Source organism: Sphingomonas sp. ATCC 31555, assembly GCF_000282895.1.
In the GTDB taxonomy this organism is placed as follows: domain Bacteria; phylum Pseudomonadota; class Alphaproteobacteria; order Sphingomonadales; family Sphingomonadaceae; genus Sphingomonas.
Genome location: NZ_ALBQ01000039.1, coordinates 16,357 through 41,534, shown reverse-complemented (window position 1 = coordinate 41,534; position 25,178 = coordinate 16,357). Strand labels below are relative to the sequence as shown.

29 protein-coding genes are annotated in these 25,178 nt (G+C 68.6%); 26 read left to right on the top strand and 3 right to left on the bottom strand.

From position 1 onward, the window contains the following. The first annotated feature begins 360 nt into the window (after window positions 1-360). Complete coding sequence (locus tag B215_RS0114860) at window positions 361-2,046, top strand: GH35 family beta-galactosidase (RefSeq protein ID WP_019370437.1); 1,686 nt, start codon at window positions 361-363, stop codon at window positions 2,044-2,046. Window positions 2,047-2,463: 417 nt separating this feature from the next. On the opposite strand, the gene B215_RS0114855 is transcribed toward B215_RS0114860, so the two are convergent. From B215_RS0114855 to B215_RS0114845, 3 genes are all read right to left on the bottom strand, one after another. After that, the gene (locus B215_RS0114855) at window positions 2,464-3,177 is read right to left on the bottom strand and encodes a CPBP family intramembrane glutamic endopeptidase, BDIM_20840 family (protein ID WP_026009289.1); all 714 of its coding nucleotides are present in this window, start codon (window positions 3,175-3,177) and stop codon (window positions 2,464-2,466) included. A gap of 81 nt (window positions 3,178-3,258) precedes the next feature. Beyond that, window positions 3,259-4,224, bottom strand: coding sequence for a helix-turn-helix domain-containing protein (locus tag B215_RS20215; protein WP_019370435.1), 966 nt, complete (start codon window positions 4,222-4,224; stop codon window positions 3,259-3,261). A 365-nt stretch (window positions 4,225-4,589) separates the two neighbouring features. After that, the gene (locus tag B215_RS0114845; RefSeq protein WP_026009288.1) at window positions 4,590-7,319 is read right to left on the bottom strand and encodes a TonB-dependent receptor; all 2,730 of its coding nucleotides are present in this window, start codon (window positions 7,317-7,319) and stop codon (window positions 4,590-4,592) included. A 268-nt stretch (window positions 7,320-7,587) separates the two neighbouring features. Here B215_RS0114845 and B215_RS0114840 point away from each other — a divergent pair, with 268 nt between their 5' ends. From B215_RS0114840 to B215_RS0114720, 25 genes are all read left to right on the top strand, one after another. Further along, the gene (locus tag B215_RS0114840) at window positions 7,588-8,079 is read left to right on the top strand and encodes a hypothetical protein (protein WP_019370433.1); all 492 of its coding nucleotides are present in this window, start codon (window positions 7,588-7,590) and stop codon (window positions 8,077-8,079) included. Between the two features lie 50 nt (window positions 8,080-8,129). Beyond that, the gene (locus B215_RS0114835; RefSeq protein ID WP_082664417.1) at window positions 8,130-9,386 is read left to right on the top strand and encodes a DNA-packaging protein; all 1,257 of its coding nucleotides are present in this window, start codon (window positions 8,130-8,132) and stop codon (window positions 9,384-9,386) included. Between the two features lie 221 nt (window positions 9,387-9,607). Further along, window positions 9,608-9,883: a hypothetical protein gene (locus B215_RS0114830; RefSeq protein WP_019370431.1), complete on the top strand. Its 276-nt coding sequence runs from the start codon at window positions 9,608-9,610 to the stop codon at window positions 9,881-9,883. After that, a complete protein-coding gene (locus tag B215_RS0114825; RefSeq protein ID WP_019370430.1) occupies window positions 9,880-10,980 on the top strand; it encodes a phage portal protein in 1,101 nt (366 codons plus the stop codon). The genes B215_RS0114830 and B215_RS0114825 overlap by 4 nt, the downstream gene beginning before the upstream one ends. Beyond that, on the top strand, window positions 10,977-11,285 hold the full coding sequence (locus B215_RS0114820; protein WP_019370429.1) for a DUF6127 family protein: 309 nt from the start codon (window positions 10,977-10,979) through the stop codon (window positions 11,283-11,285). The genes B215_RS0114825 and B215_RS0114820 overlap by 4 nt, the downstream gene beginning before the upstream one ends. Then, window positions 11,282-11,650 (top strand): HK97 family phage prohead protease, encoded by a 369-nt coding sequence (locus B215_RS0114815; RefSeq protein WP_019370428.1) that lies wholly within the window; start codon window positions 11,282-11,284, stop codon window positions 11,648-11,650. The genes B215_RS0114820 and B215_RS0114815 overlap by 4 nt, the downstream gene beginning before the upstream one ends. A gap of 73 nt (window positions 11,651-11,723) precedes the next feature. Next, window positions 11,724-12,749, top strand: a complete 1,026-nt coding sequence (locus B215_RS0114810; RefSeq protein ID WP_019370427.1) for a phage major capsid protein — start codon at window positions 11,724-11,726, stop codon at window positions 12,747-12,749. A gap of 15 nt (window positions 12,750-12,764) precedes the next feature. Further along, window positions 12,765-13,031, top strand: a complete 267-nt coding sequence (locus B215_RS0114805) for a spike base protein, RCAP_Rcc01079 family (RefSeq protein ID WP_019370426.1) — start codon at window positions 12,765-12,767, stop codon at window positions 13,029-13,031. After that, on the top strand, window positions 13,031-13,162 hold the full coding sequence (locus tag B215_RS22030; RefSeq protein ID WP_019370425.1) for a hypothetical protein: 132 nt from the start codon (window positions 13,031-13,033) through the stop codon (window positions 13,160-13,162). Before B215_RS0114805 ends, B215_RS22030 begins: the two co-directional genes overlap by 1 nt. A 2-nt stretch (window positions 13,163-13,164) precedes the next feature. After that, window positions 13,165-14,364 carry a hypothetical protein gene (locus B215_RS22025; RefSeq protein WP_019370424.1) on the top strand — a complete coding sequence of 400 codons (1,200 nt, stop codon included), beginning with the start codon at window positions 13,165-13,167 and terminating at the stop codon, window positions 14,362-14,364. Window positions 14,365-14,374: 10 nt separating this feature from the next. Continuing rightward, entirely contained in the window at window positions 14,375-14,518 is a 144-nt protein-coding gene (locus tag B215_RS21410) for a hypothetical protein (RefSeq protein WP_019370423.1), read from the top strand. A gap of 27 nt (window positions 14,519-14,545) precedes the next feature. Then, the gene (locus tag B215_RS0114785) at window positions 14,546-15,112 is read left to right on the top strand and encodes a head-tail connector protein (RefSeq protein WP_019370422.1); all 567 of its coding nucleotides are present in this window, start codon (window positions 14,546-14,548) and stop codon (window positions 15,110-15,112) included. Continuing rightward, window positions 15,097-15,306 (top strand): hypothetical protein, encoded by a 210-nt coding sequence (locus B215_RS0114780; protein ID WP_037513882.1) that lies wholly within the window; start codon window positions 15,097-15,099, stop codon window positions 15,304-15,306. The genes B215_RS0114785 and B215_RS0114780 overlap by 16 nt, the downstream gene beginning before the upstream one ends. Next, on the top strand, window positions 15,303-15,704 hold the full coding sequence (locus B215_RS0114775) for a DUF3168 domain-containing protein (RefSeq protein WP_019370420.1): 402 nt from the start codon (window positions 15,303-15,305) through the stop codon (window positions 15,702-15,704). The genes B215_RS0114780 and B215_RS0114775 overlap by 4 nt, the downstream gene beginning before the upstream one ends. 59 nt (window positions 15,705-15,763) lie before the next feature. Beyond that, a complete protein-coding gene (locus B215_RS0114770; protein ID WP_026009286.1) occupies window positions 15,764-16,171 on the top strand; it encodes a phage tail tube protein in 408 nt (135 codons plus the stop codon). Continuing rightward, the gene (locus tag B215_RS0114765; protein WP_019370418.1) at window positions 16,168-16,482 is read left to right on the top strand and encodes a GTA-gp10 family protein; all 315 of its coding nucleotides are present in this window, start codon (window positions 16,168-16,170) and stop codon (window positions 16,480-16,482) included. Before B215_RS0114770 ends, B215_RS0114765 begins: the two co-directional genes overlap by 4 nt. Next, a complete protein-coding gene (locus B215_RS0114760) occupies window positions 16,479-16,673 on the top strand; it encodes a phage tail assembly chaperone (RefSeq protein WP_019370417.1) in 195 nt (64 codons plus the stop codon). Before B215_RS0114765 ends, B215_RS0114760 begins: the two co-directional genes overlap by 4 nt. Beyond that, a complete protein-coding gene (locus B215_RS0114755; RefSeq protein WP_019370416.1) occupies window positions 16,666-17,232 on the top strand; it encodes a hypothetical protein in 567 nt (188 codons plus the stop codon). The genes B215_RS0114760 and B215_RS0114755 overlap by 8 nt, the downstream gene beginning before the upstream one ends. Then, a complete protein-coding gene (locus tag B215_RS0114750; protein WP_019370415.1) occupies window positions 17,232-19,490 on the top strand; it encodes a DUF2460 domain-containing protein in 2,259 nt (752 codons plus the stop codon). The genes B215_RS0114755 and B215_RS0114750 overlap by 1 nt, the downstream gene beginning before the upstream one ends. Next, window positions 19,487-20,293, top strand: coding sequence for a DUF2163 domain-containing protein (locus tag B215_RS0114745; protein WP_019370414.1), 807 nt, complete (start codon window positions 19,487-19,489; stop codon window positions 20,291-20,293). Before B215_RS0114750 ends, B215_RS0114745 begins: the two co-directional genes overlap by 4 nt. Then, window positions 20,290-20,694 (top strand): hypothetical protein, encoded by a 405-nt coding sequence (locus B215_RS0114740; RefSeq protein WP_019370413.1) that lies wholly within the window; start codon window positions 20,290-20,292, stop codon window positions 20,692-20,694. Before B215_RS0114745 ends, B215_RS0114740 begins: the two co-directional genes overlap by 4 nt. After that, window positions 20,694-22,862, top strand: coding sequence for a GTA baseplate fiber-binding domain-containing protein (locus B215_RS0114735; RefSeq protein ID WP_037513901.1), 2,169 nt, complete (start codon window positions 20,694-20,696; stop codon window positions 22,860-22,862). The genes B215_RS0114740 and B215_RS0114735 overlap by 1 nt, the downstream gene beginning before the upstream one ends. Further along, on the top strand, window positions 22,859-23,362 hold the full coding sequence (locus B215_RS0114730; protein WP_019370411.1) for a DUF2793 domain-containing protein: 504 nt from the start codon (window positions 22,859-22,861) through the stop codon (window positions 23,360-23,362). Before B215_RS0114735 ends, B215_RS0114730 begins: the two co-directional genes overlap by 4 nt. A gap of 108 nt (window positions 23,363-23,470) precedes the next feature. Then, on the top strand, window positions 23,471-24,610 hold the full coding sequence (locus B215_RS0114725; protein ID WP_019370410.1) for an OmpA family protein: 1,140 nt from the start codon (window positions 23,471-23,473) through the stop codon (window positions 24,608-24,610). 139 nt (window positions 24,611-24,749) lie between these two features. Beyond that, window positions 24,750-25,172: a GNAT family N-acetyltransferase gene (locus B215_RS0114720; RefSeq protein ID WP_019370409.1), complete on the top strand. Its 423-nt coding sequence runs from the start codon at window positions 24,750-24,752 to the stop codon at window positions 25,170-25,172. Window positions 25,173-25,178: the final 6 nt, after the last annotated feature.

Genomic DNA, 25,178 nt, shown 5'->3' with positions numbered 1-25,178 from the left:
GGGAACGTGCGTCTTGGCTCTCTCGGCCAGTCCAGGGATGCAGTGGGGCGCACGAATTCGATTCTGCGACACACCAATGAACTGCAGGCCGCTCAGCACGGCAACTGGGCTTCATAGCAAGCATATAAACCCTGCAATTTTGCCCAGAGCTGATTACGCCCGTTCACGCGTACAAGAAGGTGGCAGGCGTATTCATGCTCGAAAATGTAGCCCGCGCCGGTCAGGCCGGTTGCCGATCTAGGGTGGCGTGGTGTTTAAGAACTTTGTCGTGCCAATCTTCTTTTCGAAATTGCCTTATCAGCAGCAACAAGCCGTTAGGATGTCGAAAAATCCAGCGTGCGCCAGCCGGAGGGGGACCGAATGCGTAGCCTGTTTACCGCACTTGCCTTGATCGTAACCGGCCTGACAACTCCATGCGCGGCGATCGCACAGGCACAGTCCTCGGCCGCACCTCATCTGGAGCGGCGGGGCGAAGCGACGCAGCTCATCGTTGACGGCAAACCCTATCTGGTGCTGGGCGGTGAGACGCGGAACTCCAGCAGCAGCGATTTGGCCTTCATGGCGCCGATCTGGCCCAAGCTGAAGTCGATGAACCTTAATACCGTTCTTGTTCCCGTTGCCTGGGAAACGATTGAGCCGGAGGAGGGCCGATTCGACTTCAGCAATGTCGACGGGCTGCTAAAGGGCGCGCGCGAAAATGACTTGCGCATCGTCATCCTGTGGTTCGGCGCATGGAAGAATACTTATTCCAGCTACGTCCCTGCATGGGTGAAGCGTGATCAAGAACGCTTCCCCCGCGTACAGGCCAGCGATGGCCGAGGGACCGAGCGGCTATCGCCCTTTTCAGCAACCTCGCGTGACGCCGATGCCCGCGCCTTTGCTCAGCTCATGCGCCATATCCGCAAGGTCGACGGCACACAGCACACGGTGCTGATGATGCAGGTCGAGAACGAAGTCGGCATCATCCCGGAATCGCGCGATCATTCCCCTGCAGCCGAAGCAGCCTTCAAGGGCCAGGTGCCCGATGCGTTGATGCGCCACCTCACCGAACGCCGCACGAGGCTGCATCCGGAGCTTCGAACCGCCTGGGAAGCCGCAGGCGCACATACGACCGGAACTTGGCAGGAGGTATTCGGCGATACCAGCATGACGGATTCGCTTTTCATGTCCTGGGCCTATGCAACCTTCATCGAAAAAGTGACCGCCGCCGGGAAGGCGGAACATGCGCTGCCGATGTTCACCAACGCTGCGCTTATCCGGCCGAACTACGAGCCCGGACAGTATAATTCTGGCGGACCGCTGCCCTTCGCGATCGACGTCTACAAGGCCGGCGCGCCATCGCTGGATTTTCTAGCCCCCGATATCTATTTCGAGGATTACGTAAACTGGTCGTCACAATATGCCCGTCGCGACAATCCGTTGCTCGTCCCGGAGGCGCGGGGCGGGGCAGCCGGTGCGGCCAACGCACTTTTCAGCTACGGCACGCTTAAGGCGATTGGCTTCTCGCCATTTGGAATTGATGGTCAGGGCGTCGTACTTCAGGGCGACGCCAGCATCGGGCTTAGCGCCGCAGGCGACGGAGATCCGGCCATGGCCGCGCTCTATGGACAACTTGCGCCCCTTGCTCCGATGATCCTTCAGAAACAGGCGGACGGCCAGATCACGACCGTCATCATGGAAGGCGGCGCACAACGCGCTGGTCGCGGTCGGATTGGCGACTACATCGTGAATATGAGCCGGGCGGGCGGCCCCAAGGGAGATGTCGATCAGATGAGCCGCATCGCCGCGATGTTCATGCAGACAGCGGCAGACGAGTTCATCGTCGTTGGCAGCGGCGATTCGCAGCTTAGCTTCACTACCGATCGCCCCGGCGCGCCGATCGTCGGGATCGAGAGTATCGACGAACAGCTTTTGAGGGACGGCCGGATGGTGACCGGCCGGCGCCTCAACGGCGATGAAACCGGTCAAGGTCAGTCGCTGCGCCTGTTTTCCGGGGATGCCGCCGACCGGAAGGTCTATCGGGTTCGATTGTATCGGTACCGCTGACGTTTGTTCCACGATCGATGGAGAGTCTGTCGGCTGAAATAGCGGCTATTCCCGACATCACTCCCGAAAACGGTCTGTCGGCTCCCGGCCCAGCTTCTGACGTTCCGAGGTGCCGGTCGGGCGAAAGTTGAACGTCGGCTTCTGACGATAGCCGACGTGCGACAAGTGACAGTGGAACGACAGCAAAGTCCCAAAGCACATCGCTCCCGGCGGCATTCGACCAGCATACGCCATTCCCGTTCGGTAGCGGGAAAGACCGCACATGCCGAAAGCGATTATCGGCAGTGCTGATGGCAATCTACGTGTGTCCCCCAGGAGCTTCGGCTCCATCGATCCTCATGGTTTCTCGACACTTCCGGTAGAGAACCCGTGGCGGTTCCGTTTCCTACCTTCGACGTGGCGTTCCGGGAAAACGCATCAGGCGAGGAGCGAGAACGAGTTGCCAAAATTGTGCAGTAGGACCGGCAAGAACAGACTTCCCGTCCGCAGGCGAAGCCAGATGGCGATGAACGACGGGATTGCCGTCAGCGCCATCGTGATAGGATCGAAGGAGAAGCTGCCATGAGAGAAGCCGAAGGCATGCGCGATCCCGAACAGGACACATGACAGCACGGCGCCCCATCCCCAATCGACGCCGAGGAGACGTTTCCTGCCGGTGAAAGCCCGGTCGAGTGCGAACAGCAGAATGCCCCGGTAGAACGGCTCCTCCTCCAAACCCGGCATGATCAATTGGAAGGCGATCTCTTCGCCGCTGGACCGGCCGCCGGGAAACGCCATGGCAATGACAACGAAGACGGCGCAGTAGAGCATCGCGACCGGTACCGCGGCCTTCAGGCTGCCAGGTGCCTGTGCCGTAGTGAAGCCGACCCGGTGAAAACCGAACGCCGGCAGTGCGGCAATGGCGAGGGTGGCGGCCAAGGCCAGGAGCTTGCCCTGCCAGTTCCAGTCGCCGCCGATCAGATCGGGCAGGAATCCGTAAAAGCGGGTAAGAAGCGCATCGTTGACCGCGACCAGCAGTGCCGCGATCAGCAGCCAGCGGGGCGAGAAGCGTCGTCGATCGACGCACCCCATCATCGTTCCCAGAACGAGGAGGATTACCAGCACTCCCCCCAAGCCCATCAGTCCGTTCACCCGCGCGCCCTTATACTGTGAAAGGAGGCATGCTATCTCCGCCGCGACGATCCGCCTTCTCAGAAGCCGGCATTTCGCTCCTCAGATACCGGCATTTGCCAGGTTTGTGCCGCCTGGTTGGTTCTGACGGCGATAATCGCTAGGGGCGCACCCCTCGATCGCAAGGAACGCACGGTTGAAGCTGGCGAGCGATGCGAAACCGCTGTCGAAAGCGATGGTGATGAGTTTGTCGGTCCGGCTCGGATCGCTGAGCAACCGACGCGCCTCCGCGACCCGATAATGGTTCAGGAAGGTACGGAAATGATCGTAGCCCAGCTCGTGATTGATCAGGGTCCGCACGGTACGCTCCGGCGCTCCCATGCGGTCTGCGAAAGTCGCGAAGGTCAGTTGGGGATCGAGGAACACCTTCTCGGTGTCCATCAGGACGGACAGCCGGCAGTGCAGTCCGTCGCTACGGCGGGGAACCGCCAAAGGTAAAGCCTCGGCCGATGTCCGCCTTTCTTCCCTGACGCCGAAGGTCAGGATGTCGGCACGAACGTCGAGCAGTTTGCCTGATAGCCATAGCCCGAAGGCAAAAATCATTGCGTTTTGCGTCAGGGCGAACGCAAGGGGCCGCCAGGCAAAGCCAAATAGCGCGTCGGCCGCCAAGTCGATGAACAGCATTCCGCCGAGCAGGGCCGCGACCAGGATCCGGGCGTGGTGGCGTTGCTCGATCAGATCGCCCTGCCGTTCGGCCAGAAGCCTCCAGACCATGTGGCCGATGATCGCAAAGCCCAGCGGCACGAGCAGGAGGGACAGCCCCTTACCCGCAAATACGTCACCGAGCAGTCCGCGGTCCAGCGCCGCAATGGCCGCCCAGGCGAGGCCGATGCCCAGTACGCCGCCTCTCAACCTGAAACGGCTGTCGAAGCACGACAGGCAAAACCACCATAAGAAGATGACGGTGAAACCGCTCGCGGTGTGAGCGACGGTGCCGACGATACCGGCCGGGGCGAGCGCGGCGATCGGCGTATTGCTGATGACGAACCCGGCCAGACAAAGCGCCAACGGAGGGAACAGAGCGGCTGGCAAGCCGACCCTTCGGCGCTGGCAAAGCAGGAGCCAAGCCAGCAGCAAAATGGTGCTGATAGCTCCCGCTCGTATCGCGGCGTCGAGTTGGCCTAGGTTCATTTCACGAGGATACCGAACGGTGCGGCACCAAACCAGCACGCCTCTAATGAAGGCTGGCTGACCGATCGTCGATATCCTCGCCGCCCGTGAGCTTTGATGATCGTTTCAGCCATTGCGGATGACAGCTAAGTCCCAACCTCTGCCTTCGGAGAGGAACCAACGGCAGGTTTCGGGTGCCGCGATCGCAACGCTGAACGATCGGGATCGCGATTCCTGTCCTACCGAAGCCGCCCGTCCGCGGCCTAGAAGCGCGAGCGCAGGGTGAGGCCGTAGGTGCGCGGCTCGGCGAGGAAGGAGCCGAACAGCGTGTTGGCGGTGGCAAAGGCAGGCGCGCCGAAGGCCTGGACCTGCGACCGGCTGCCCGCGCCCTGGAAGGGCAGGTTGAACGCAACCTGCTGATAGTTGGTATCGAGCAGGTTCTGCGCCCACAGTTCGAGCGCCCAGCGCTCGTCCTTGCCGCGCACGCCGATGCGGGCGTTCATCAGGAAGAAGCCGTCCTGCAGCTTCTCCGCGAACAGATCCGATCCGGTGTTATAGTCGCTGGTCAGGCGGCCATCGACATAGAGCAGCCCGGTAAGCCCCGATCCGCCGAGCGCCGGCGTCCAGGTGACCGCGCTGGTCACGGTGTGGCGCGGCGCGTTCGACATCTGGCTGCCCGACAGCAGGAACAGCGCGGCGTTGAGCGGCTCGCCCGCCTTGCTGCCCACCAGATCGCGCCGGTATTTCGCGTCGGCCAGCGTGTAGCCGAGATTGACGCTGAAATCATGCGTGGGCGTGAGGCCGACTTCGAGTTCGACGCCCTGCGTCACCACGCCCTTGCCGACCTTGCCGGTGCAGGCGCCGGTGGTGGAGGAATTGTCGCGATCGGTGCCGTTCAGCGACGTGCTGCAGCCGCCGATATTCTGGACGATGAAATTGGTGCCGTTGAAGGTGTTCAGCTGGAAATTGGTGAATTCGGAGCGATAGAGCGCGACATTGGCGGTGAGCTTGTGCGCGCTGTATTTCAGGCCGAGCTCATAGGCGTTCACGGTTTCGGGATCGAAGCGCAGGTTGCGCACATCGCCCGCCACGGGCGTGCCGAACACGGTGGCGGTGAGATCCGAGCGATCGAGATTATAGCCGCCCGCCTTGTAGCCGCGCGCATAGGAGCCATAGACCAGCGTGTCGTCGTTGACCTTCCAGGAGAGGACGCCGGTGCCGGTCAGCTGGCCTTCCTTCAGCCGATCGTTCAGGGCGAGGCCGGTAATCGCCGAGCTGGAATTGCCGGTGCAGCTGAGCGTGACCAGCGCACCCGCGAGCGACTGGAGCGTGGCGTTCGTGCTGCGCAACAGCGGCGCCAGCGCCGCCTGCTGCGCCGGGCAGATGGTGTTGTTGTTGTTGAAACCGGCGGCAAGCGACTTGGCTTCGCGGGTGTAGCGGAGCCCCAGGGTGACGTTGAAGCGATCGGTAAAGCGGTAGATGTTGTGCGTGAACAGCGCCCAGTTGTTGCTGGTCTGATCGTAGAGATCGCGCACGCTGCCGCGATCGTTGAGCGTGCTCAGCCGATCGATGCCGCCGATGATCTGCGGGCCGACCGCCGGGGTAAGCGCGGCGCGGCCGAGCGCGCTGAGGCAGCCGGGGCGGCTGGGATCGCGCAGCGCCGCCGCCGGGTTGAGCGTGGCGACCATCCGGCACGCGGCGAAGGCGCCATATTGCGCGCCGAAGCGCAGATTATCCGCCACCTGCAGCTTTTCGTGCGCATAATAGCCGCCGACCAGCCAATCGAGCTTGTCGCCGAAGATCGTGCCCGAGAAGCGGCTTTCGTGCGTGAAGGTGTGGAACTGGCGATAGCTGTTGCCGTCGTTCGGCCGATAGACGAGATCGAGATTGCCATAATCGATGTCCGCCGCGCCGCCCGACTTGTACTCGCGATAGGCGGTGAGCGAGGTGAGCTGCGTGTCGCCGATGTTCCAGCGGACGCGCGACGAAATGCCGTAATCGGTGGTGAGGTTCGAATAGGCCCGGCCGGGCGTGAATGCGATCCGCCGGTTATAGGGATCGCCTTCGCTGGGCAGCACGCCGCCCATGCTGCGCAGGATGGCGGTGACGCGGTTGCCAGCGGGGTTGGTCGCGAAATCGCCGGGGGTGCCGGGCGTGGCATCGAGCTTTTCTGCGGTATCGACATAGGCGGCGCCGCAGCATTTCTCGTCGCGCCGCGTGTAATCGGCGATCAGCCGGATCGCGAGATCGGGATTGACCTTGAACAGCAGCTGGCCGCGCACGAAGACGCGGTTGCGATCGTTGTAATCGGTGTTGTTGACGACATCGCGCAGGAAGCCGTCGCGCTTCGAATAGACGCCGTCGAGGCGGAAGGCGATGGCTTCGCTGACGATCGGGCCGGTGAGCGCGCCCGACAGGCGCACGGCATTGTAATTGCCGTAGCTCACTTCGCCAAAGCCACCGAACTGGAACTCGGGCAGCTTGGTGTAGATGCTGATCGCGCCCGCCGAGGAGTTGCGGCCGGACAGCGTGCCCTGTGGGCCGCGCAGCACTTCGATGCGTTCGATCTCGCCGAGATCGTTGAGGCCGGAGCCGGTGCGGCTGCGATAGATGCCGTCGATGAACACCGCGACCGAGCTTTCGAGGCCGGGATTGTCGCCCACTGTGCCGATGCCGCGAATGCGCGCGGCGGCATTGGCTTCGGAGCCGGTGGAGGAGACCAGCAGCGACGGCGCGAGCTGCGTCATCTGACGGATATCCGTGGCGCCGGAATTCTGCAGCGCCAGCTGGCTGAATGCGGAGACGGCGATCGGCACGTTCGACAGCCGTTCGGAACGACGGGTGGCGGTGACGACGATATCCGCGCTGTTGGGCGGCGGCGCTTCGGCGGCGTCCTTCGCGTCGGCGGCCGACCCGCGCAGATCCTGGGCACCGGCGGGCGCGGCGAGAACGGCCATGACGGCGGCTGAGACAAGCAACGCGGACTTCGACATTTTTCCGACATCCTCCCACCGGGCGCCACGGCACCGCAGGGCTGGTTAAGTAGCCGGAAAGGCATCACCAAATCGTGAAAACCAAGCGCATGCCGGCCCCCGTGAAACTACGGATGAGATAACCATATGGGTTATTTCTCTTGACATCGTCACGCTGATATGGCACAAAACAGGAACGCTGAAGAAGTGCGAGTCGCGGGGTGCGGCTCTGCTGGAACGGGCCAGGCGCGCTGGCGCGGCGGCCCGTTCGCGTCTTGGGAGAAAGCGGGTGGGACTGACGATTGCGGCAGGCAACCAGCGACGGCGGCAGATACGCCGGGTGAAGGAAATCGGCTGGACGAGCGAGAAGCGGCAGCGCTTCCTCGACACGCTGGCGGTGACCTGCAACGTCCATATTGCCTGCGCGGAGGCAGGCATGTCGAAGGCGGGCGTCTACCAGCTTCGCCGTCGCGATCCGGAGTTCGCCGGCTTGTGGCGCGACGCGCTGCTCATGGGCTATGACCGCCTGGAGGAACGGCTGCTGCGCGCCGCCGGCGCAGGGGTGAACGATGTCGAATTCGGTGGCGGCGACGCACCCGAGACGCCGTTCGACGCCGAGCTGGCGCTCACGCTGCTCCGCGCCCACCGGCCGACGGTGGAGGGCCGACGCAAGCGGCGGGTGGGCGAAATCCAGCGCATGAGCCGCGCGGAGGCGGAGGCGGCGCTGTCCAAGCGACTGGACGCGCTGGAGAAACGGCTGAAGGCGGAGCAGGGCAGGTGAGGAACCCGGTGGAGCGGCTTGCGCTGCTGCCGCGCAAGGAGCGCGACCGGATGCTGGAGCGCATGTCAGAAACCGAGCTACGCGCGTTCAACGAATGGTGGGGGCGCTGGGCGCATGACGGCCAGTTCTGGCCCGACGGCGACTGGCGGATCTGGCTGATCCGTGCCGGACGGGGCTTCGGCAAGACGCGGGCGGGCGCCGAATGGGTGAGCCAGATGGCGCGCGACGTGCCGGGCGCGCGGATCGCGCTGATCGGCGCGACGCTGGAGGATGCGCGGCGGGTGATGGTGGAGGGGCCATCGGGGCTGCTCGCGGTGGGGCTGGAGGGCGAGACGCTCGACTGGCGCGCCACAGCAGGCGAACTCGTGTTCGGATCGGGCGCACGCGCGCTCGTGTATTCGGCCGAGGCGCCGGAAAAGCTGCGCGGACCCGAGCATGACTTCGCGTGGGCGGACGAGCTGGCGAAATGGTCGGCAGGCTGCGCCGACGCCGCCTGGGACAATCTGATGATGGGGATGCGCCGCGGCGCACAGCCGCGCGTGGTGGTGACGACGACGCCGCGGCCGGTGAAGCTGATGCGACGGCTGCTCGCGATCGGGCCGCCCGGCCTGCACGAAACGCGGGGGCGGACCCGCGACAATATCCATCTGCCGCGCAGCTTCGTCGAGGCGATGGTGCAGGCATATGCCGGCACGCGGCTCGGGCGGCAGGAGCTGGACGGCGAGATGATCGACGATGTGGCGGGCGCGCTGTGGCCGCGTGCGCTGATCGAACGGCAGCGGCGGGAGGCCGCGGTGCCGCTGGTGCGCGTGGTGGTGGGAGTGGATCCGCCGGCAGGCAGCGAGGGCGATGCATGCGGCATCGTTGCGGTGGGGCTGGGCGCGGACAAGCAAGGCTATGTGCTGGCCGATGCCAGCGTCGCCGGGCTGAGCCCCGAAGGCTGGGCAGCGGCGGTGGCGGACTGCGCCCGGCGGTTCGAGGCGGAATGCGTGGTGGCCGAGAAGAACCAGGGCGGCACGATGGTGGAAAGCGTGTTGAAGGCTGCCGACACGGACCTGCCGATCCGACTGGTGCATGCCAGCCGAGGCAAGGTCGTCCGTGCCGAGCCGGTGGCGCTGCTCTACGAGAAAGGCGCGCTGTGGCAAGCGGGCGTGTTCCCGGCGCTGGAGGAAGAGATGGCCGGGTTCCAGGTGGCCGGAGGCTATCAGGGGCCGGGCCGCTCGCCCGACCGCGCCGACGCGCTGGTGTGGGCGGTGCATGAGTTGCTGCTGGGCCGGCGCGGGAGGGCTGCGATACGGGTGGTGTGACGGGGACCTTACAGCCCTAAAATCCTTCCCGGCCCGTGGAGGGGGACCGCGTGGCCTGGCCGCATGGTGGAGGGGCTGCGCCGTCAGGCACGGGGCTGAACGATAGCGGGGGAACCCGCCGCGTGCCGCGGCGGCCCCCTCGACCATTTGCATTCGCAGATGGTCCCCCTTCCCGTGCCGGGTAGGAATGTAACAGCGGGAGATATCCAATGCGGAGATGCATGGCTGCAGGGCTGCTCGCCCTGCTGACGGCGGCGTGCGCCCTGGACGCGCAGAGCCGGCTGCCGATGGGCGCCGTGATGGTGGCGGCGCAGGATCGCAATGGCGATGGCGCGCTGGATGCCGCCGAAGTGCAGGCGATGGTGGAGCGTGCCTTTCCGCCCGCGACGCTGATCGGCGGGTTCTGGGACGGGATCCGGACGGGCCTGATCGCCGCATATTGGGCGCACGATCTGGATCAGGACGGCCGGCTGCGGCCGGCGGAGTTGGCACGATGAAGTGGTTCGGGCGGAAGGCCGCGCGTGAAGGCCAGCGGCCGGCGCTGGCGCGGGGCGGCTGGGGCAGCTTCGGCGACTGGCCGCGCAGCTATGAAGCGCAGCTGCGCGACGGCTATTGCCACAATCCGGTGGCGCAGCGGGCGGTGCGGCTGGTGGCGGAAGGCGTGGGCGGGGCCCCGCTGGCGAACGCCGACCCCGAGCTGGTGGCGCTGGTTTCGGCGCCATCGGGCGGGCAGCGGCTGCTGGAGACGCTGGCGGCGCAACTGCTGCTGCACGGCAACGGCTATGTACAGCTGCTGACCGACGGCGAGGGACGGCTGCGCGCCTTGTATGCGCTGCGACCCGAGCGAGTGAGCGTGGAGCCCGACGCGGGCGGCTGGCCGATCGCCTATCGCTACCGCGTCGGCGAGCATGTGACGCGGCTGGCGGCGGAGGATGGCGGGCAGCCGCAGATCGTGCATCTGCGCGCCTTCCACCCCGCCGACGATCATTATGGGCTGGGCTGCCTGGACGCGGCGGCGGGCGCGATCGCGATCCACAATGCGGCGACGCGGTGGAACAAGGCGCTGCTCGACAATGCGGCGCGACCGAGCGGGGCCCTGGTCTACGACCCCGGCGACGGATCGGCGCTGGCCCCGGACCAGTTCGCGCGGCTGAAGGACGAGATGGAGGCGGGGTTTGCCGGCGCCGCCAATGCCGGGCGGCCGATGCTGCTGGAAGGCGGGCTGAAATGGCAGGCGATGAGCCTGACGCCCGCCGACATGGATTTCGTGGGACTGAAGGCGGCGGCGGCGCGCGAGATCGCGCTGGCGTTCGGCGTGCCGCCGATGCTGCTCGGGCTGCCGGGCGACACCGCCTATGCCAATTACCGCGAGGCCAACCGGGCGCTGTGGCGGCAGGCGATCCTGCCGATGGCCGAGCATCTGCTCGGCGGCCTGTCTCGCGGGCTGGCGCCCTGGTTCCCCGAGGCGCGGCTGGCCGTGGACGTGGACCGGGTGCCGGCGCTGGCCGAGGACCGCCAGCGGCTGTGGCAGCAGGTGAGCGCGGCCGATTTCCTGAGCGACGACGAGAAACGCAAACTGGTGGGGTTGTCATGACCGATGGGACGATGTTGGCCCAGCTGATCGAGCAGGCCGAGAGCGAAGGTGCCGAACTGGCGACGCTGCGTGCGATCGCCGAGGAAGCGGGAGACATGGGCGCAGGCCGGGCGCTGGCCCGGCTGGGCCTGGAGGATGGCGGCGCGGCCAAGGACATGACCGAGCTGCGCGAGCTGCTGAGCGCGTGGCGCGACGCCAAGAAGTCGATGATCAAGGCGGTGATGCAATGGGTGGGCCGGATGGTGGCGGCGCTGGTGCTGGTGGCGCTGGCGATGCGGCTGGGCTTTCCCGGCTGGCTGAAATGAGCGTGCGCTTCGCCGGCTATGCCGCGGTGTTCGATGCGGTGGACCGCGGCGGGGACGTGGTGCGGCGGGGCGCGTTCGGGCCGGTGCGGGCAGTGCCGCTGCTATGGCAGCATCGCGGCGCGCCGGTCGGCAGAATCGAGGCGATCGGCGAGGATGCGCGCGGCCTGCGGGTGATCGGCCGGGTGGAGGATCCGCGGCTGGCGTCGCTGGTGGCAAAGGGCGCGGTGGCGGGGCTTTCGTTCGGCTATCGCGTGCAGGCGGCGCGGGCGGGGCGCGTGCGCGAGCTGACCGCGCTTCAGCTGATCGAAGTGAGCCTGGTGGCGGAGCCGATGCAGCCGCTGGCGCGAGTGCACGCGGTCGGCTGAACTTTTTCGGGATGTTGGAACGAGTTGCCGGGCGGACAGCGGTTCGCGCGGGGCTTTCACGTGGGAGACGAACATGGACGAACTGGAAACGAGCTTCGAACAGGCGGCGCTGCCGCCGGTGCGGCCGATGCTGGCGGGCGGCCGGCCGGCGACGAGCATGGCGTTCGACGGCTATGTACGCGGCGGCGTGGAGACCAAGGCGCTGTCGGGCGCCAGCGGGGCCGAGGGCGGCGTTGCGGTGCCGCGCGAGATCGATGCTCGGATCGACGCGACGCTGAAGGCGATCTCGCCGCTGCGCGCGATCGCCAATGTGGTGAAGGTGGGGACGAGCGGATACCGCAAGCTGGTGGCGAGCGGCGGCTTCGACAGCGGCTGGGCGGCGGAAACGGCCGCGCGGCCGATGACGGCGACGCCGACCTTCAACGAAGTCGCCCCGCCGTTCGGCGAGCTTTATGCCAATCCGGCGGCAAGCCAGGCGATGCTGGACGACGCGATGTTCGACGTGGAGGCGTGGCTGGCCGACGAGATCGCGCGCGAGTTCGCCGTCGCAGAGGGCGCGGCGTTCGTGAACGGCAGCGGCGTCAACCGGCCCAAGGGGTTCCTGGCGTCGACGACCTCGAGCGCGGGGGACTCGGCACGCCCGTTCGGCACGCTGCAATATCTTGCGATGGGCGCGGCGGGCGCCTTCGCTGCCAATCCGGAGGAGAAGCTGATCGACCTCGTCCAGGCGCTGCGCGCACCTTATCGCCAGGGCGCGAGCTGGGTGATGAATTCGGCGACGCTGGCGCGGATCCGGAAGTTCAAAACCAGCGAGGGCCAGATGCTGTGGCAGCCGGGCCTGGCCGCGGGGCAGCCGGCGACGCTGCTCGGCTATCCGGTGGTGGAGGCCGAGGACATGCCGGACATCGCCGCGAACAGCCTTGCCATCGCGTTCGGCAATTTTCAGGCCGGCTATCTGATCGCTGAGCGCGGCGAGACGCAGCTGCTGCGCGACCCCTATTCGAACAAGCCGTTCGTCCATTTCTACGCGAGCAAGCGGCTGGGCGGCATGGTGAGCAATTCGGAGGCGATCAAGCTTCTGAAATTTTCCGCCAACTGAGCCGGGAGAGCGAGCATGGCAGACCAGTTCGCGAACAGCGCCGACCAGGTGGCGGCGCCGGCGACAAGGGCGGTGGCGGTGGTGCCGAGCGACACGGTGCCGCTGCCCGACATCCCCAAGGGCCTTTATGTCGGCACCGGTGGGACGATCACACTGCGCGGCGTGAACGGCGGCGCGGATACGGTGTGGAAGAACGTGGCGAGCGGCAGCATCCTGCCGCTGCGCGCGCAGTTCGTGCGGGCGACGGGCACCAGCGCGGCCGACATGCTGGCGCTCTATTGATGGACGGGCTTTCGCTTTCCATCCCGGCGGCGGCGCGCAGGCGCGCAGGCCCGCCGACGGCACCCTCCACCCGCGTCGACCGCACCACGAGCACGGTGGATTCGACCCTGCGCACCATCGACAGGAGCTAAGCGTGGCCAGACAGACCATCAACGTGGGTGCCGCCGCCAATGACGGCACCGGCGATACCGAGCGCGCCGCCTGGATCAAGGCGAACGCGAATTTCGACGAGCTGTATGCCGGACGCAACAGCCTGTCTGTCGTCGTCAAGACGGCGAACCACGCCGTTGCGGCGGCGGAGTTGGGTCGGCTGTTCGTAGGCGATGCGGCGTCGGGCGGGGTGATCTTCACCCTGCCCGGTGGCAGCGGCCTGAGCGCGGGCGACCAGCTGCACGTCCGCAAGGGTGACGCATCGGCCAACCGCGTGACGCTGCGCGACGGCAGTACCGACATCGCCTGGCTTTCGGCGCAGCATGACTGGGCGGCGGTGTACTGGACGGGTGCCGGCTGGGTGCCGCTGCGCTGGGGCATCGCGCCGCTGCGCGCGAGCTTCGTCAGTTCGGGCACGAGCAGCCGGCCGCCGCTGGCCACTGCGTTCGACGTGCTGGCGGTGGGCGGCGGTGGCGGCGGCGGATCAGGCTGCTCTGGCGCCACCGCAACGGTCCGGACCGGCGGCGGTGGCGGCGCGGGCGGCGCCGTGCATGCGCTGACGCTGCCCGCCGCCGCCCATGGCGCCGCGGAAAGCGTGACGATCGGCGCCGGCGGCGGCGGCGGTGCGAGCCGCACCGGATCCGGTGGGGTTACCGGCGGCACGGGCGGTACCACGCTGCTCGGCACCCTGGTGAGCGCGGCTGGCGGCGCCGGCGGGGTGGGCGGCTATACCGCCGGTGCCGCTGGCGGCGCGGCCCCAAGCGGCACCTTCGGCGCGGCGGGCGCGGGCAGCGCATCGATACCCGCCGGCGCCGCGGCACAGGGCGCGGCTGGCATCACCGGCGGGGGCGGGGCGGGCGGCAGCCTGGATGCGGCGAACGCGATCCGCGCGGCATCGAGCGGCGGCGCCGGATCCACCCATAGCGGCACGAACAGCGCGAGCGGCACCGGCGGGACGGGCGGTGCCGGTGGCGGCGCAGCGAATCCGCTGGTGCAGATCGGTGGCGGCGGCGGTGGCGGTGGCGCTTCCGGCCAGAACAGCGGTGCCGGCACGGCCGGCGGCGCGGGTGGCGATCCGGGCGGCGGCGGTGGCGGCGGCGGCGCGTGCGACAGCGGCTTCGCGTCGGGCGCGGGCGGCAATGGCGGGCGCGGCGAGCTGCGCCTGACCTGGTATTTCGGCTGAGGAGGAAGCGATGGCGGTCTATCGCGTGATCGAGGCAGACGTGGTGGTCAATCGCATCGAGTGGGACGGCGAGACGCCCTATGACCCCGGACCCGGGCGGCAGCTTGCGCGCGAGGACCCCGACTCCGTGCCACCACCCCAAGACCCCGAATAGCCCCCGGCAACAGCAGGAGACAGGACCATGGACGCACCGCCCTTTCCGGCGGCGGCGATCGAAGCCGCGCGCGGCACGATCAAGGCATATCTGCGCATCGAAGGCAGCAGCGAGGACGCGGCGATCGACGCGGCGGCACGCACCGCGCTGGCGCTGGGCGAGGCCTTTACCGGCATCGCCTGGATCGCGCGCGAATGGCAGGCGATGCTGGCGCGATCGGGCCAATGGCAGCGACTGCCGCAGGGGCCGGTGACGGCGATCACCAGCGTGGCGGCGCTGGCGAACGACGGCAGCGCGGCGGCATTGCCGATCGAAGCCTATGCCATCGACATCGACGCGCGGGGCGAAGGCTGGGTGCGCATCGCCGCACCCCATGGCGCGGCCCGCGTGCGGGTGCGGTTCGTCGCGGGCGCGGCGACCGGTTGGGCGGACGTGCCGCCGCCCCTGGCGCACGGCATAGTGCTGCTGGCCGCGCACCAACTGGAGGGGCGGGCGATCAGCGCGGCCCCGCCGGCGGCGGTGGTGGCGTTCTGGCGCCCCTGGCGGCGCGTGCAGCTGGGCATCGGAAGGCGAACGGCATGTTCGGTCGATTGAACGCCCGGGGCGAAGCGATCGGCCGGGCCGCCGCTACCGAGGCGGCGATGCGGGTAGCCGAACGGGTGCGCGAGGCCGCACCGGGGATCGAGGTGGATGCCGGCGCTGCGGAAGTGACGCTGCGTGGGCGCGGATTGTGGCGGCGGTGGCTGGCGGAGCCGTCGCTGCGCTGGGTGGGAGGGCTGTTGCGATGACGCCGCAGGACGCGATCACCGGCGCCCTGCGCACGGCGCTGCTGGCCCATCCATCGATCGCCGGCACGGTGAACGGCGTGTTCGATGCCGATCCCGGACGCACGCCGCGGCCGTATCTGCTGATCGAGGATCCGGTGCTGATCGACTGGAGCACCAAGGACCAGCCGGGCCGGGAGGGCCGGCTGAGCGTGCAGGTGCGCGACAACGGCGCCGGGCGCCAGCGGCTACGCACGCTGGCGGGAGCGGTGGAGACCGCGCTCGCGGCGCTGCCCCCGGCGATCGGCGATGGCTGGCGGATCGCCAGCCTGGTGCTGCTGCGCAGCCGCGTGGTGGCCGAGGGCGACAGCCGGGTGACGGCGGTGATCGAGTTTCGGGTGCGGATGCTGCGCGCGGGGTGAAGGCTGTGCCCCAAAACCCTCCCCGTACCGGGGCGGATTTTTACGAACAGGAGATGACGATGGCGGCGGAGAAGGGAAGTGCGTTTCTGCTGAAGATCGGCAACGGCGCGGTGCCGGTGGTCTATGCCACCGTGGCGGGGCTGCGCACGACGCAGCTTTCGGTGAACGGCGAAGCGGTGGCGATCACCAGCAAGGATTCCGGCGGATGGCGCGAATTGCTGTCCGGCGCAGGCGTGCGATCGGTGAGCGTATCGGGTGCGGGGGTGTTCACCGGATCGGCGGCCGAGACACGGCTGAAGGCAAATGCGCTGGCCGGTGTGCTCGACGAGTATCGGCTGAGCTTCGAGAGCGGCGAGACGATGACCGGGCGCTTCCTGGTGACGCGGCTGGACTATGCCGGCGATTTCAACGGCGAGCGCAGCTACACGCTGGCGCTGGAAAGCTCCGGCCCGGTGGTGAGCGCATGAGGGGCACGGCCAATGCGGCGCGCGGCGAGGCGATGCTGCGCGTAGGGGGCGCGGCGCTGGTGCTGCGGCCGAGCTTCGAGGCGCTGGTGGCCGCCGAAGCCGAAGTGGGGCCGCTGTTCGCCCTGGTGGAGCGGGCCGCCGCCGGGCGGCTGGCGCTGGGTGAGTTGGTGGCGCTGTTCTGGCATTGCCGGCACGACGCACCCGAGGCGCTGACGCGCGATGCCTTTTCGGAGGCGGTGGTGGCGGCCGGGCTGGCTGCGGCCACCCCGGCGCTAAAGACGCTGATCGGCCAGATCCTGGCCGGGCGATGACGTGCTTTTCGGAGCGGGCGGCGCAGCTGGCGGGCATGACGGGACTGGCGTTCGGCTGGTCTCCCGACGCCTTTTGGCGCGCAACGCCGGCCGAGCTGGCGGCGCTGATCCGCGCGGCGGCCGGGGAAGCGGGCGAACCGCTGACTCCCGACCTGCTGGCGCGATTGCAGGAGCAGTTTCCCGATGGATGAGGAAATCGAAAGGCTAGTGGTATCGGTGCGTGCCGATACCGCCGGCTTCGCGCGCGACGTGGAGGCGATGCGCGGATCGCTGGAAGGCCCGTTCGAGGCCGGCGTGGATCGGGCGGGTCGCTCGCTGGAGACCACGTTGCTGCGGGCGGCGCGGACCGGCCGGATCGGCTTTGACGATCTGCGCAGCGTGGCGGTGCGGGCGATGGACGAGATCGCGCGGGCCGCGATCGGCATCGCCATCCCGTCGCTGGGCATCGGCGGACGCAGCAGCGGGCTGGTCTCGCTGCTGGGCGGGCTGCTGGGCCTGCCGGGCCTGCCGGGCCGCGCGACGGGCGGGCCGGTGAGCCCTGGCCGCCCTTATTGGGTGGGCGAGCGCGGGCCGGAACTGTTCGTGCCGACCAGCGCGGGGCAGGTGGCGCCGACGGTGCAGGGCGGCGCGCGCGCGGTGCGGGTGGCGATCACCGTCAACGCGGCGGCCGGTGAGGCCCCGCAAGCGCTGGCGCAATCGAGTCGTCAGGTGGCGCGTGCCGTGCGATCGGCGCTGGCGGGGCTCGACTGATGGGCTGGTGGCTTGCCGAGCAGCGGCGCGGCCAGGCCGAAGACGTGGTGAAGCGATTCGATCCGGTGTTCTGGACGGTCGATTTCCCGCGCCCGATGTTGGCCAGCGTAGTGACGACGGCGGCGGATGCCCTGCGCGTCGACCTGACCTTTTACCGGTGCAGCGACCTGGCCGGGCTGATCTGGGCGGCGGAGGACCGGTGGGATCACCCGCTGCTCGCCTATGCGACGCGCCGCGACTTTAGGGCGTGCCGGCTGCGATTCCGCTGGCGGTCGTCGGGCGTGATCCCGCTGGATGCGGTGCACGGCCCCGTGCTGACGATCGAGGGGCGCGACGCGACCGGCACGCCGCGCAGCTGGTATGTGCGGCTGTGGAACTATGCCCAGGGCACGGCCGAGGATGCCGTGGTGGCGATCGACTTCGCCACGGTGGCAGGCGGCTTCCTGCTGCCGGGCGAGGCCGACCCGGTATGGGCGGGCGATATCGACCGAATGTTCGTATCGCTGGTGCCGCCGGGCTATGCCGAGGGCGATGCGGCACCGCTGGCCGCGCCGGTGGAGGCATGGGTGGAGCTGACCGGCATCGCTTGTGACGGGCCGGGATCGGTGCTGCCGATCGGCGCGGCGGTGGTGCCCGAACATGGCCTGCGCATCGCGACAGGCTATGACGATGGCTACAACCTGACGCCGGCGCGGCTGCTGCGTAATATCCTGCACCTCGGCTATCGCGGCGACATTCTCCATTACGTGGGCATGAGCCATTATTTCCGGCTCGAGGCGCACGGCGACGGCCTTTACGCGAGCCTCGCGGGCGGCGTGCTCGCGGGCCCCTGCGCGGCGTGGCACCGCGATTTCGCGCGGCGGGCCAAGGCGCTGGGGCTGGGGGTGATCTGGTCGCTGAGCTACGAGCTGCTCGACCAGCATTGCTGGGGCGACTGGAAGCAGCGGGCGGCGGATGGCAGCCCGGCACAGACCGGATGGAGCCCGCCTTCGACGCTCCTCTCCCCCGCGCATGGCGGGGCGATGGCCTATCTGCGTGCGGTGGCACTGGCGTTTGTGGGGATCGCGGAAGATGCGGGCCTGGCAGTGCGGTTCCAGATCGGCGAACCCTGGTGGTGGGTGATGGCCGATGGACGGCTGTGCATTCACGACGCCGCAGCCAGGGCGGCGCTGGGCGATCCCGCGCCGCAGAACCTGCGGGAGCCGGTGGATCCGATGGTGCTGGATGCGGCGGGGGCGCTGCTGGCGGCGTCCACGTTCGCCTTGCGCGATGCGGTGAAGGCACGGGCGCCCGGCGCGGAGGTGCTGCTGCTCGCCTATCTGCCGACGGTGCTCGATCCGGCAATGCCGGAAGCGAAGCGGGCGAACCTGCCGATCGGCTGGGCGTCGCCGGCGTTCGATGTGCTGCAGCTCGAGGATTATGACTGGGCGGCCGCGGGGAATGCCGCCGCCTCCGAACGGGCGGTGGCGGCGGCGGAGAGCCGGCTGGGCTATCCCGCGGCCCGGCAGCATTATCTCGCCGGCTTCGTGCTGCGGCGCGAGGACAAGGACCAGTGGCGCGGCATCGCCGAGGCGGCGGCGCGCGGGCGCAGGCGCGGGGTGGCGGCGACCTATGTATGGGCGCTGCCCCAGGTGCTGCGCGACGGCTTCATCCATTTCGACCAGGAGGCGGCGATGACGCCCTTCGACGATGTGTCCTTTCCCCTCGCGCTGGGGCGCGAGGCGGAGGTGGCGCCGGAAGTTTCCACCGCGATCGTGACCAGCGCGGGCGGGGCCGAGCGGCGCAACGCGGAATGGGCGGAAGCGCGCACCCGCTATGATGTGGGGCCGGGCGTGCGATCCGAAGCCGACATCGCCGAACTGCTCGGCTTTTTCCGGGCGAGGATGGGGCCGGCGCGGGGTTTTCGCCTGCGCGATCCGTTCGATTTCGAAGGGCGGGATGTCACGATCGGCACCGGCGATGGCGTGGAAGCGCGGTTCCCGCTGGTGAAGCGGTACGGCGCGAGCGTGCGGCGGATCACCCGGCCAGTGGCAGGGACGGTTTCGGTGCGGCTGGACGGGGTGGCGACCGCGGCCTTCTCGCTGGGCGAGGGCGGGGTGGTGACGCTGGACGCGGCGCCGGCGGCGGGCGTGCGGGTGAGCGCCTCCTTCCTGTTCGACGTGCCGGTGCGCTTCGCGGAGGACCAGCTGCGGGTGAGCCGGGCGACCTTCCTGGCGGGCGCGGCAGCATTGGTGCCGCTGGTGGAGATACGCGAATGACCTGGCTGGAGGGAGCGCTCACCACGGTCACGCTGTGCTGGCGGATCGAGCGGCGTGACGGCGTGACGATCGGCCTGACCGCGCACGACCGCGACCTGTGGATCGACGGGCTGCTCTATCGCGCCGCACCGGGGATGACGCCGAGCGCGATCGAGCGCAGCGCCTCGCTTGAGGCGGATGCGATGGACGTGCGCGGCGTACTCGCCAGCGACGCGATCCGCGAGGAGGACCTGCTGGCCGGGCGCTGGGACGGCGCGCGGGTGGCGATCTTCGCGACCGACTGGACCGCGCCGGGGGAGACGATCTCGCTGGGCGAGGGCGTGCTGGGCGCGATCGAGACGCGCGACGGCGCGCTGACCGCCGAGCTGCGTGGGGCGACCGCTGCGTTCGAGGCGCCGGTGGTGGAGGCGACCTCGCCCGATTGCCGCGCGACTCTGGGCGATGCGCGCTGCGGGATGGACCTGGCCGGGCGGCGGCGGTTCGCGCGGGTTGTGGCGGCCGACGACGTCGTGCTGACGCTCGATGCCGCCGAGCCCGAAGCCAATGCCTATGGCGGGGGGCGGCTGCGCTGGTTCGGCGGCGCCAATGGCGGGCTGGCCGACGGTATCGCCGCATCGGACGGGACGACGGTGACGCTGCGCCTGCCGCCGCGGTTCGACGGCACGGGGGCGCTGGTCGAGCTGATCCAGGGGTGCGACGGGCGGATCGAGACCTGCGCGGCGCGCTTCGGCAACGCGGCGAATTTTCGCGGCGAGCCCTATCTGCCCGGCACCGACCTGCTGACCCGGTATCCCGGCGGATGAGCGGGGCGAGCGGGCTTGCGGAGGCGCGGGCAGCGATCGGCGCGCGCTTCCGGCTGCACGGGCGTGACCCGGCGACCGGGCTCGACTGCGTGGGGCTGGTGGCGCTGGCGCTGCGGGCGCAGGGGATGCGGGCGGCAACTCCCGACGATTATGCGCTGCGCACCGGCGATGGCGCGCTGGCCGCCGGGGCGTTGCAGCGCGCGGGACTGATGCCGGTGGAGGATGCCATGCCGGGCGACGTGCTGTTGCTGCGGAGCGGACCGGGGCAGCTCCACCTGGCGATCGCGGGCGAAGAGAGCATCGTGCACGCCGATGCGGTGCTGCGCCGCGTCGTTGAACGCCCGGGCGCGCCGCCCTGGCCGATCCTTAGCTGCTGGCGCTTTCTGCAAGGAGAGGAATGATGGCGACGATGGTATTGACCATCGCCGGCGGCCTGATCGGCGGGCCGCTGGGGGCGGGGCTGGGCGGGCTGATCGGCAACACGATCGACCGCCAGCTGCTGCGGCCGGGCACCCGCGAAGGGGCGCGGCTGGCCGACCTGCGGGTGCAGACGTCGAGCTATGGCACGCAGATCCCGAAGCTGTTCGGCAGGCTGCGGGTGGCGGGATCGATAGTCTGGGCGACCGACCTGATCGAGCATCGCGCGAGCGAAGGCGGCGGCAAGGGGCGGGGCGCGACGACGGTGTACAGCTATACCGCTTCGTTCGCCGTAGCGCTTTCGGCGCGGCCGATCCTGCGCGTCGAGCGGATCTGGGCGGACGGCAAGCTGCTGCGCGGCGCGGCCGGCGACTTCAAGGTGCGCACCGGCTTCCGCCTCCATCGGGGCGACGAGGACCAGGCCGTCGATCCGCTGATCGCATCGGTGGAAGGCGCGGCGATGGCGCCGGCGCATCGCGGCATCGCCTATGCCGTGTTCGAGGATCTCGAGCTGGCGGAGTTCGGCAACCGGATCCCGCAACTGAGCTTCGAAGTGGTTGCCGATCCGGCGCCGGTACCGCTGGGTGCGATCGCCGCCAGCCTGGCGGACGGCGTTGACGGCGAGACGCTGGGGCTGCCGGTCACCGGCTTTTCGGCGCAGGGAGCGACGATCGGTTCCGTGCTGGAGACCATCCTGGCGGCGAGCGGCGGCTGGCTGCGCAGCGATCCGGCGATGCTGCGCCTGATCGCAGGGCCGGGCACCGCCGATCGCTGGCCGGACATGGGGATGGCGCGCGGCGCGAGCGGGCCCGGGCTGGGCGCTCGGGCGATCGCTGCCGCCGCGAGCGCGCCGCGCCGGGTGTGCGTCGGCTATTATGATGTCGCCCGCGACTATCAGGCGGGGATGCAGCAGGCGTGCCGCGACGGCGCCGGCGATCGCGAGGCGCGGATCGAACTGCCCGCGGTGCTGGATGCGGACGCGGCCAAGACGATTGCCGCCGCCGCGCTGTTGCGCGCCGACATCGGCCGCGAGCGGCGCACGATCAGCCTGAGTTGGGACGCGCTGGCCGTCCGCCCGGGCGCGCGGATCACGATAGAGGGCGTGGCGGGGCAGTGGCGGGTCGACCGCTGGACGCTTGACCGCATGATCGTGCGCTTGGAGTGCGTGCGGATCGCGCAGGCGCCGCGCGCCAGTGGCGCCAGCCCGGGCCGTGCGGTGGACGCGCCGGACGCGCGCCAGGGTGCCACGATCGCCTACTGCTTCGAGCTGCCGCCGTTGGACGACAGCCCGGCAACGCGACCGCGCCTCGCGCTGGCGGCGGCGGGAACGACGGCCGGATGGCGCCGGGCGACGCTTTCCTACAGCAGGGACGACGGCCGGACCTGGGAACCGGCCGGGGGCACCGCCTATCCCGCGGTGCTCGGCACGATCGTTCAGCCGCCCGGCGCATCGCCGGCCGCGCTGGCAGATACCGCCAGCGTCGTGATCGTCGACCTGGCGAACGACGCGATGTTGCTGGCCAATGCCGACGACAGGGCGATGGACGCGGGCGCCAATCTGGCGATGCTGGGGGAGGAACTGTTGCAGTTCGGCCGGGCCGAACCGATCGGTGCACGGCGGTGGCGCCTGTCGCGCCTGTGGCGCGGGCGGCGGGGAACCGAGGGTGCGATCGGTCGGCAGGATCCCGGTGACCATTTTGTGCTGCTGGCGCGCGATACGATCAAATTGCTGGAGCTGGATGTCGCGATCGGCGGGCGCGTGCAACTTCTGGCGCAAGGCGTCGCCGACTTGGGCGATGTCGCGCCGCTTGTCGCGCAGGTTTCGGGCATCTCGCTGCTGCCGCCCGCGCCCGTGCAGCTGTGCGCCACGCGGCAAGGCACCGACCTGCTGCTGCGCTGGACGCGGCGGAGCCGCACCGGCGGCGCCTGGCAGGACGGCGTGGATATCCCGATCGGCGAACAGAGCGAAGCCTATGCGATCGAGATCGAGTCCGGCGGTGCGATCCAGACGCTCGTCAGCGCGGCTGCGAGCGCGACGATCGCCATGGCCGGGCTGCACTATCCGCTGACGGTGCGCGTCCGGCAGATCGGTACGCATGGCCGTTCCGCCGCGGCGACGCTTCTGCTTTCCAGTTCGGGAGACCTGCAATGACGACCGCTTCCACTGCCCGCTTCGACTTGCCGTTGCTGGAGCCGGGACAAGCGCAGAAGGAGATGTTCCACAACGAAGCGCTGGTGCGGCTTGATCTGCTCAGCCACACTGTGGTGGAATCGGGACCGATCGACGTCCCGCCCGCCGCGCCGGAGCCGGGGCAATGCTGGCTGATCGGCCCGGCACCGAGCGGCGCGTGGGAGGGACGCGCCGGCTGTCTGGCCGGCTGGACCGCGGCCGGATGGCGCTTTGTTGCGCCGCGGGAGGGTTTGCGCATCTGGATCGCGGAAACTCAGTCTCCCGCGCAGTTCGTCGCAGGGCAATGGTACCAGGATAGGACCTATGGAAAAGTTTTTATCCAAGGACGTCAGGTAGTTGGCGAAATGCAGCCGGGAATCGCGGAACCGAACGGCGGGGTAACGGTTGACCAGGAAGCGCGTAGAACCATCTCTGCGGTGCTGGACGCGTTGCGCGTACACGGTTTAATCGATGCTGGATAAGCTGTGACGATCATGCAACAGTCCGCAGATTTGTGCGCTTGCACCGAAACTTTGGTTTGAGTAGTGAGTTTGGGCTGTCCGTAAGGACGACCATGAAAGGGGATTATAATGCGGAAGCTTGCCGTCACTTTGGCACTTGCCACGACCGCGCTGAGCACGCCCGCCTTGGCCCGCGACGACGCGTGGTACGTGGGTGTCGAAGGCGGTGCGATGTTGGTTGAAGACATCCACTTTGATGCTGGCAGCAGCAAGGACGCTGTCACGCAGAACAACCATGTCGGCTATGACGTGGGCGGGAATGTCGGCTACGACTTCGGCCCGTTCCGTGCAGAAGCCGAAGTAAGCTATCGCCGCGCTCGCGTCGACAGCGCTCGCACTTCCATCCCGACGGCCATTCGCTTGGCGAGTGGCGCTGCGTCGACGACGCCGGCTGGCGCCTATGAGCAGGCGAGCGGCAACACCTCGGCCCTGTCGTTCATGGTCAACGGCATGTTCGACTTCGGTGAGGACACGGGCCTGCAGGGCTTTGTCGGCGGTGGTGCGGGTGTCGCCCGCATCAAGGACCGTCTGCGTCTCTCCGGTCCGGCCGATACCGTCAACGACTCCGACACCGTGTTTGCATGGCAGGCCATTGCCGGCGTCCGCGCGCCGGTGACCCGCTCGATCGACGTGTCGCTGAAGTATCGCTTCTTCAACGCGCCGGACGTGAAGCTCGTCGACATCGGTGGCAACCAGTGGAGCGGCCGTTACCGGTCGCACAGCCTGCTCGCAGGCTTGACGTTCAACTTCGGTGCGCCTGAGCCCGTCGCTGAGCCGGCTCCGCCGCCCCCGCCGCCGCCGCCCGTCGCCGAGCCGGCCCCGCCGCCTCCGCCGCCCCCGGCGCCGGAACCCAAGGTCTGCACGCCTGGGCCGTACATCGTGTTCTTCGACTGGGATAAGTCGGACGTCACGCCGGAAGCCGCGAGCATCCTGGACAATGCGATCAGCAACTATGCGGATTGCAGCAACACCCAGGTGATGCTGGCTGGCCACGCCGACCGTTCGGGTGCGGCGAGCTACAACGTCGGTCTGTCGCAGCGTCGTGCCGACTCGGTCCGCGCTTACATGACCGGCAAGGGCATCCCGGCTGGCGTGATCTCGACCGAAGCGTTCGGCGAAAGCCGCCCGCGCGTCGAGACTGCCGACGGTGTCCGCGAACTGCAGAACCGTCGCGTGGAAATCACCTACGGTCCGGGTTCGGGCATGTAAGAGCTGCCAACCCGCGAGGGATGGACGCAAGCAGGGGAGGCCGGGTAACCGGCCTCCCTTTCTTTTTGTGCGAACCGCAACGTGACGCCAGTTGCTGCAGCGGTTGTGAAAGCTTGGCGTTTACCGCAGCGTGGCAGCGATGACGCTGCACCTGACCGTTCCCGACACGCCGACCGACCAGCACCGCATGGCGGTGCTCGATCCGTTGCGGTCTTATAATATCGCAAAGGCGGGCGAGCCCCGGTCCGCGCCCGTGGCCGTTCTGCTGACCGACGAGGCCGGAAACCATGTCGGCGGACTATGGGGCAAATGCGCCTATGACTGGATGTTCGTCGAATATCTGGCGGTACCGGAGGCGCATCGCGGCAGCGATTACGGCACTGCGCTGATGCAGCGCGCCGAGGCGATCGCCCGCGAACATGGCTGTGTCGGCATCTGGCTCGATACCTTCTCGTTCCAGGCGCGCGGCTTCTACGAAAAGCTGGGCTTCGAGCTGTTCGGCACGCTCGATGCGTTTCCCCCCGGCCACCAGCGCTTCTTCCTGCAGAAGCGATTGCGCTGACCGGCG

Coding starts and splice junctions, on each gene's coding strand:
- B215_RS0114735 (WP_037513901.1), top strand. CDS start 20,694: ATGGCGACGATGGTATTGACCATCGCCGGCGGCCTGATCGGCGGGCCG.
- B215_RS0114820 (WP_019370429.1), top strand. CDS start 10,977: ATGACCGATGGGACGATGTTGGCCCAGCTGATCGAGCAGGCCGAGAGC.
- B215_RS0114725 (WP_019370410.1), top strand. CDS start 23,471: ATGCGGAAGCTTGCCGTCACTTTGGCACTTGCCACGACCGCGCTGAGC.
- B215_RS0114810 (WP_019370427.1), top strand. CDS start 11,724: ATGGACGAACTGGAAACGAGCTTCGAACAGGCGGCGCTGCCGCCGGTG.
- B215_RS0114815 (WP_019370428.1), top strand. CDS start 11,282: ATGAGCGTGCGCTTCGCCGGCTATGCCGCGGTGTTCGATGCGGTGGAC.
- B215_RS0114750 (WP_019370415.1), top strand. CDS start 17,232: ATGGGCTGGTGGCTTGCCGAGCAGCGGCGCGGCCAGGCCGAAGACGTG.
- B215_RS0114830 (WP_019370431.1), top strand. CDS start 9,608: ATGGCTGCAGGGCTGCTCGCCCTGCTGACGGCGGCGTGCGCCCTGGAC.
- B215_RS0114755 (WP_019370416.1), top strand. CDS start 16,666: ATGGATGAGGAAATCGAAAGGCTAGTGGTATCGGTGCGTGCCGATACC.
- B215_RS0114765 (WP_019370418.1), top strand. CDS start 16,168: ATGAGGGGCACGGCCAATGCGGCGCGCGGCGAGGCGATGCTGCGCGTA.
- B215_RS0114785 (WP_019370422.1), top strand. CDS start 14,546: ATGGACGCACCGCCCTTTCCGGCGGCGGCGATCGAAGCCGCGCGCGGC.
- B215_RS0114835 (WP_082664417.1), top strand. CDS start 8,130: ATGCTGGAGCGCATGTCAGAAACCGAGCTACGCGCGTTCAACGAATGG.
- B215_RS0114805 (WP_019370426.1), top strand. CDS start 12,765: ATGGCAGACCAGTTCGCGAACAGCGCCGACCAGGTGGCGGCGCCGGCG.
- B215_RS0114845 (WP_026009288.1), bottom strand. CDS start 7,319: ATGTCGAAGTCCGCGTTGCTTGTCTCAGCCGCCGTCATGGCCGTTCTC.
- B215_RS0114745 (WP_019370414.1), top strand. CDS start 19,487: ATGACCTGGCTGGAGGGAGCGCTCACCACGGTCACGCTGTGCTGGCGG.
- B215_RS0114825 (WP_019370430.1), top strand. CDS start 9,880: ATGAAGTGGTTCGGGCGGAAGGCCGCGCGTGAAGGCCAGCGGCCGGCG.
- B215_RS0114775 (WP_019370420.1), top strand. CDS start 15,303: ATGACGCCGCAGGACGCGATCACCGGCGCCCTGCGCACGGCGCTGCTG.
- B215_RS0114730 (WP_019370411.1), top strand. CDS start 22,859: ATGACGACCGCTTCCACTGCCCGCTTCGACTTGCCGTTGCTGGAGCCG.
- B215_RS22030 (WP_019370425.1), top strand. CDS start 13,031: ATGGACGGGCTTTCGCTTTCCATCCCGGCGGCGGCGCGCAGGCGCGCA.
- B215_RS21410 (WP_019370423.1), top strand. CDS start 14,375: ATGGCGGTCTATCGCGTGATCGAGGCAGACGTGGTGGTCAATCGCATC.
- B215_RS0114770 (WP_026009286.1), top strand. CDS start 15,764: ATGGCGGCGGAGAAGGGAAGTGCGTTTCTGCTGAAGATCGGCAACGGC.
- B215_RS0114780 (WP_037513882.1), top strand. CDS start 15,097: ATGTTCGGTCGATTGAACGCCCGGGGCGAAGCGATCGGCCGGGCCGCC.
- B215_RS0114760 (WP_019370417.1), top strand. CDS start 16,479: ATGACGTGCTTTTCGGAGCGGGCGGCGCAGCTGGCGGGCATGACGGGA.
- B215_RS0114720 (WP_019370409.1), top strand. CDS start 24,750: ATGACGCTGCACCTGACCGTTCCCGACACGCCGACCGACCAGCACCGC.
- B215_RS0114860 (WP_019370437.1), top strand. CDS start 361: ATGCGTAGCCTGTTTACCGCACTTGCCTTGATCGTAACCGGCCTGACA.
- B215_RS0114740 (WP_019370413.1), top strand. CDS start 20,290: ATGAGCGGGGCGAGCGGGCTTGCGGAGGCGCGGGCAGCGATCGGCGCG.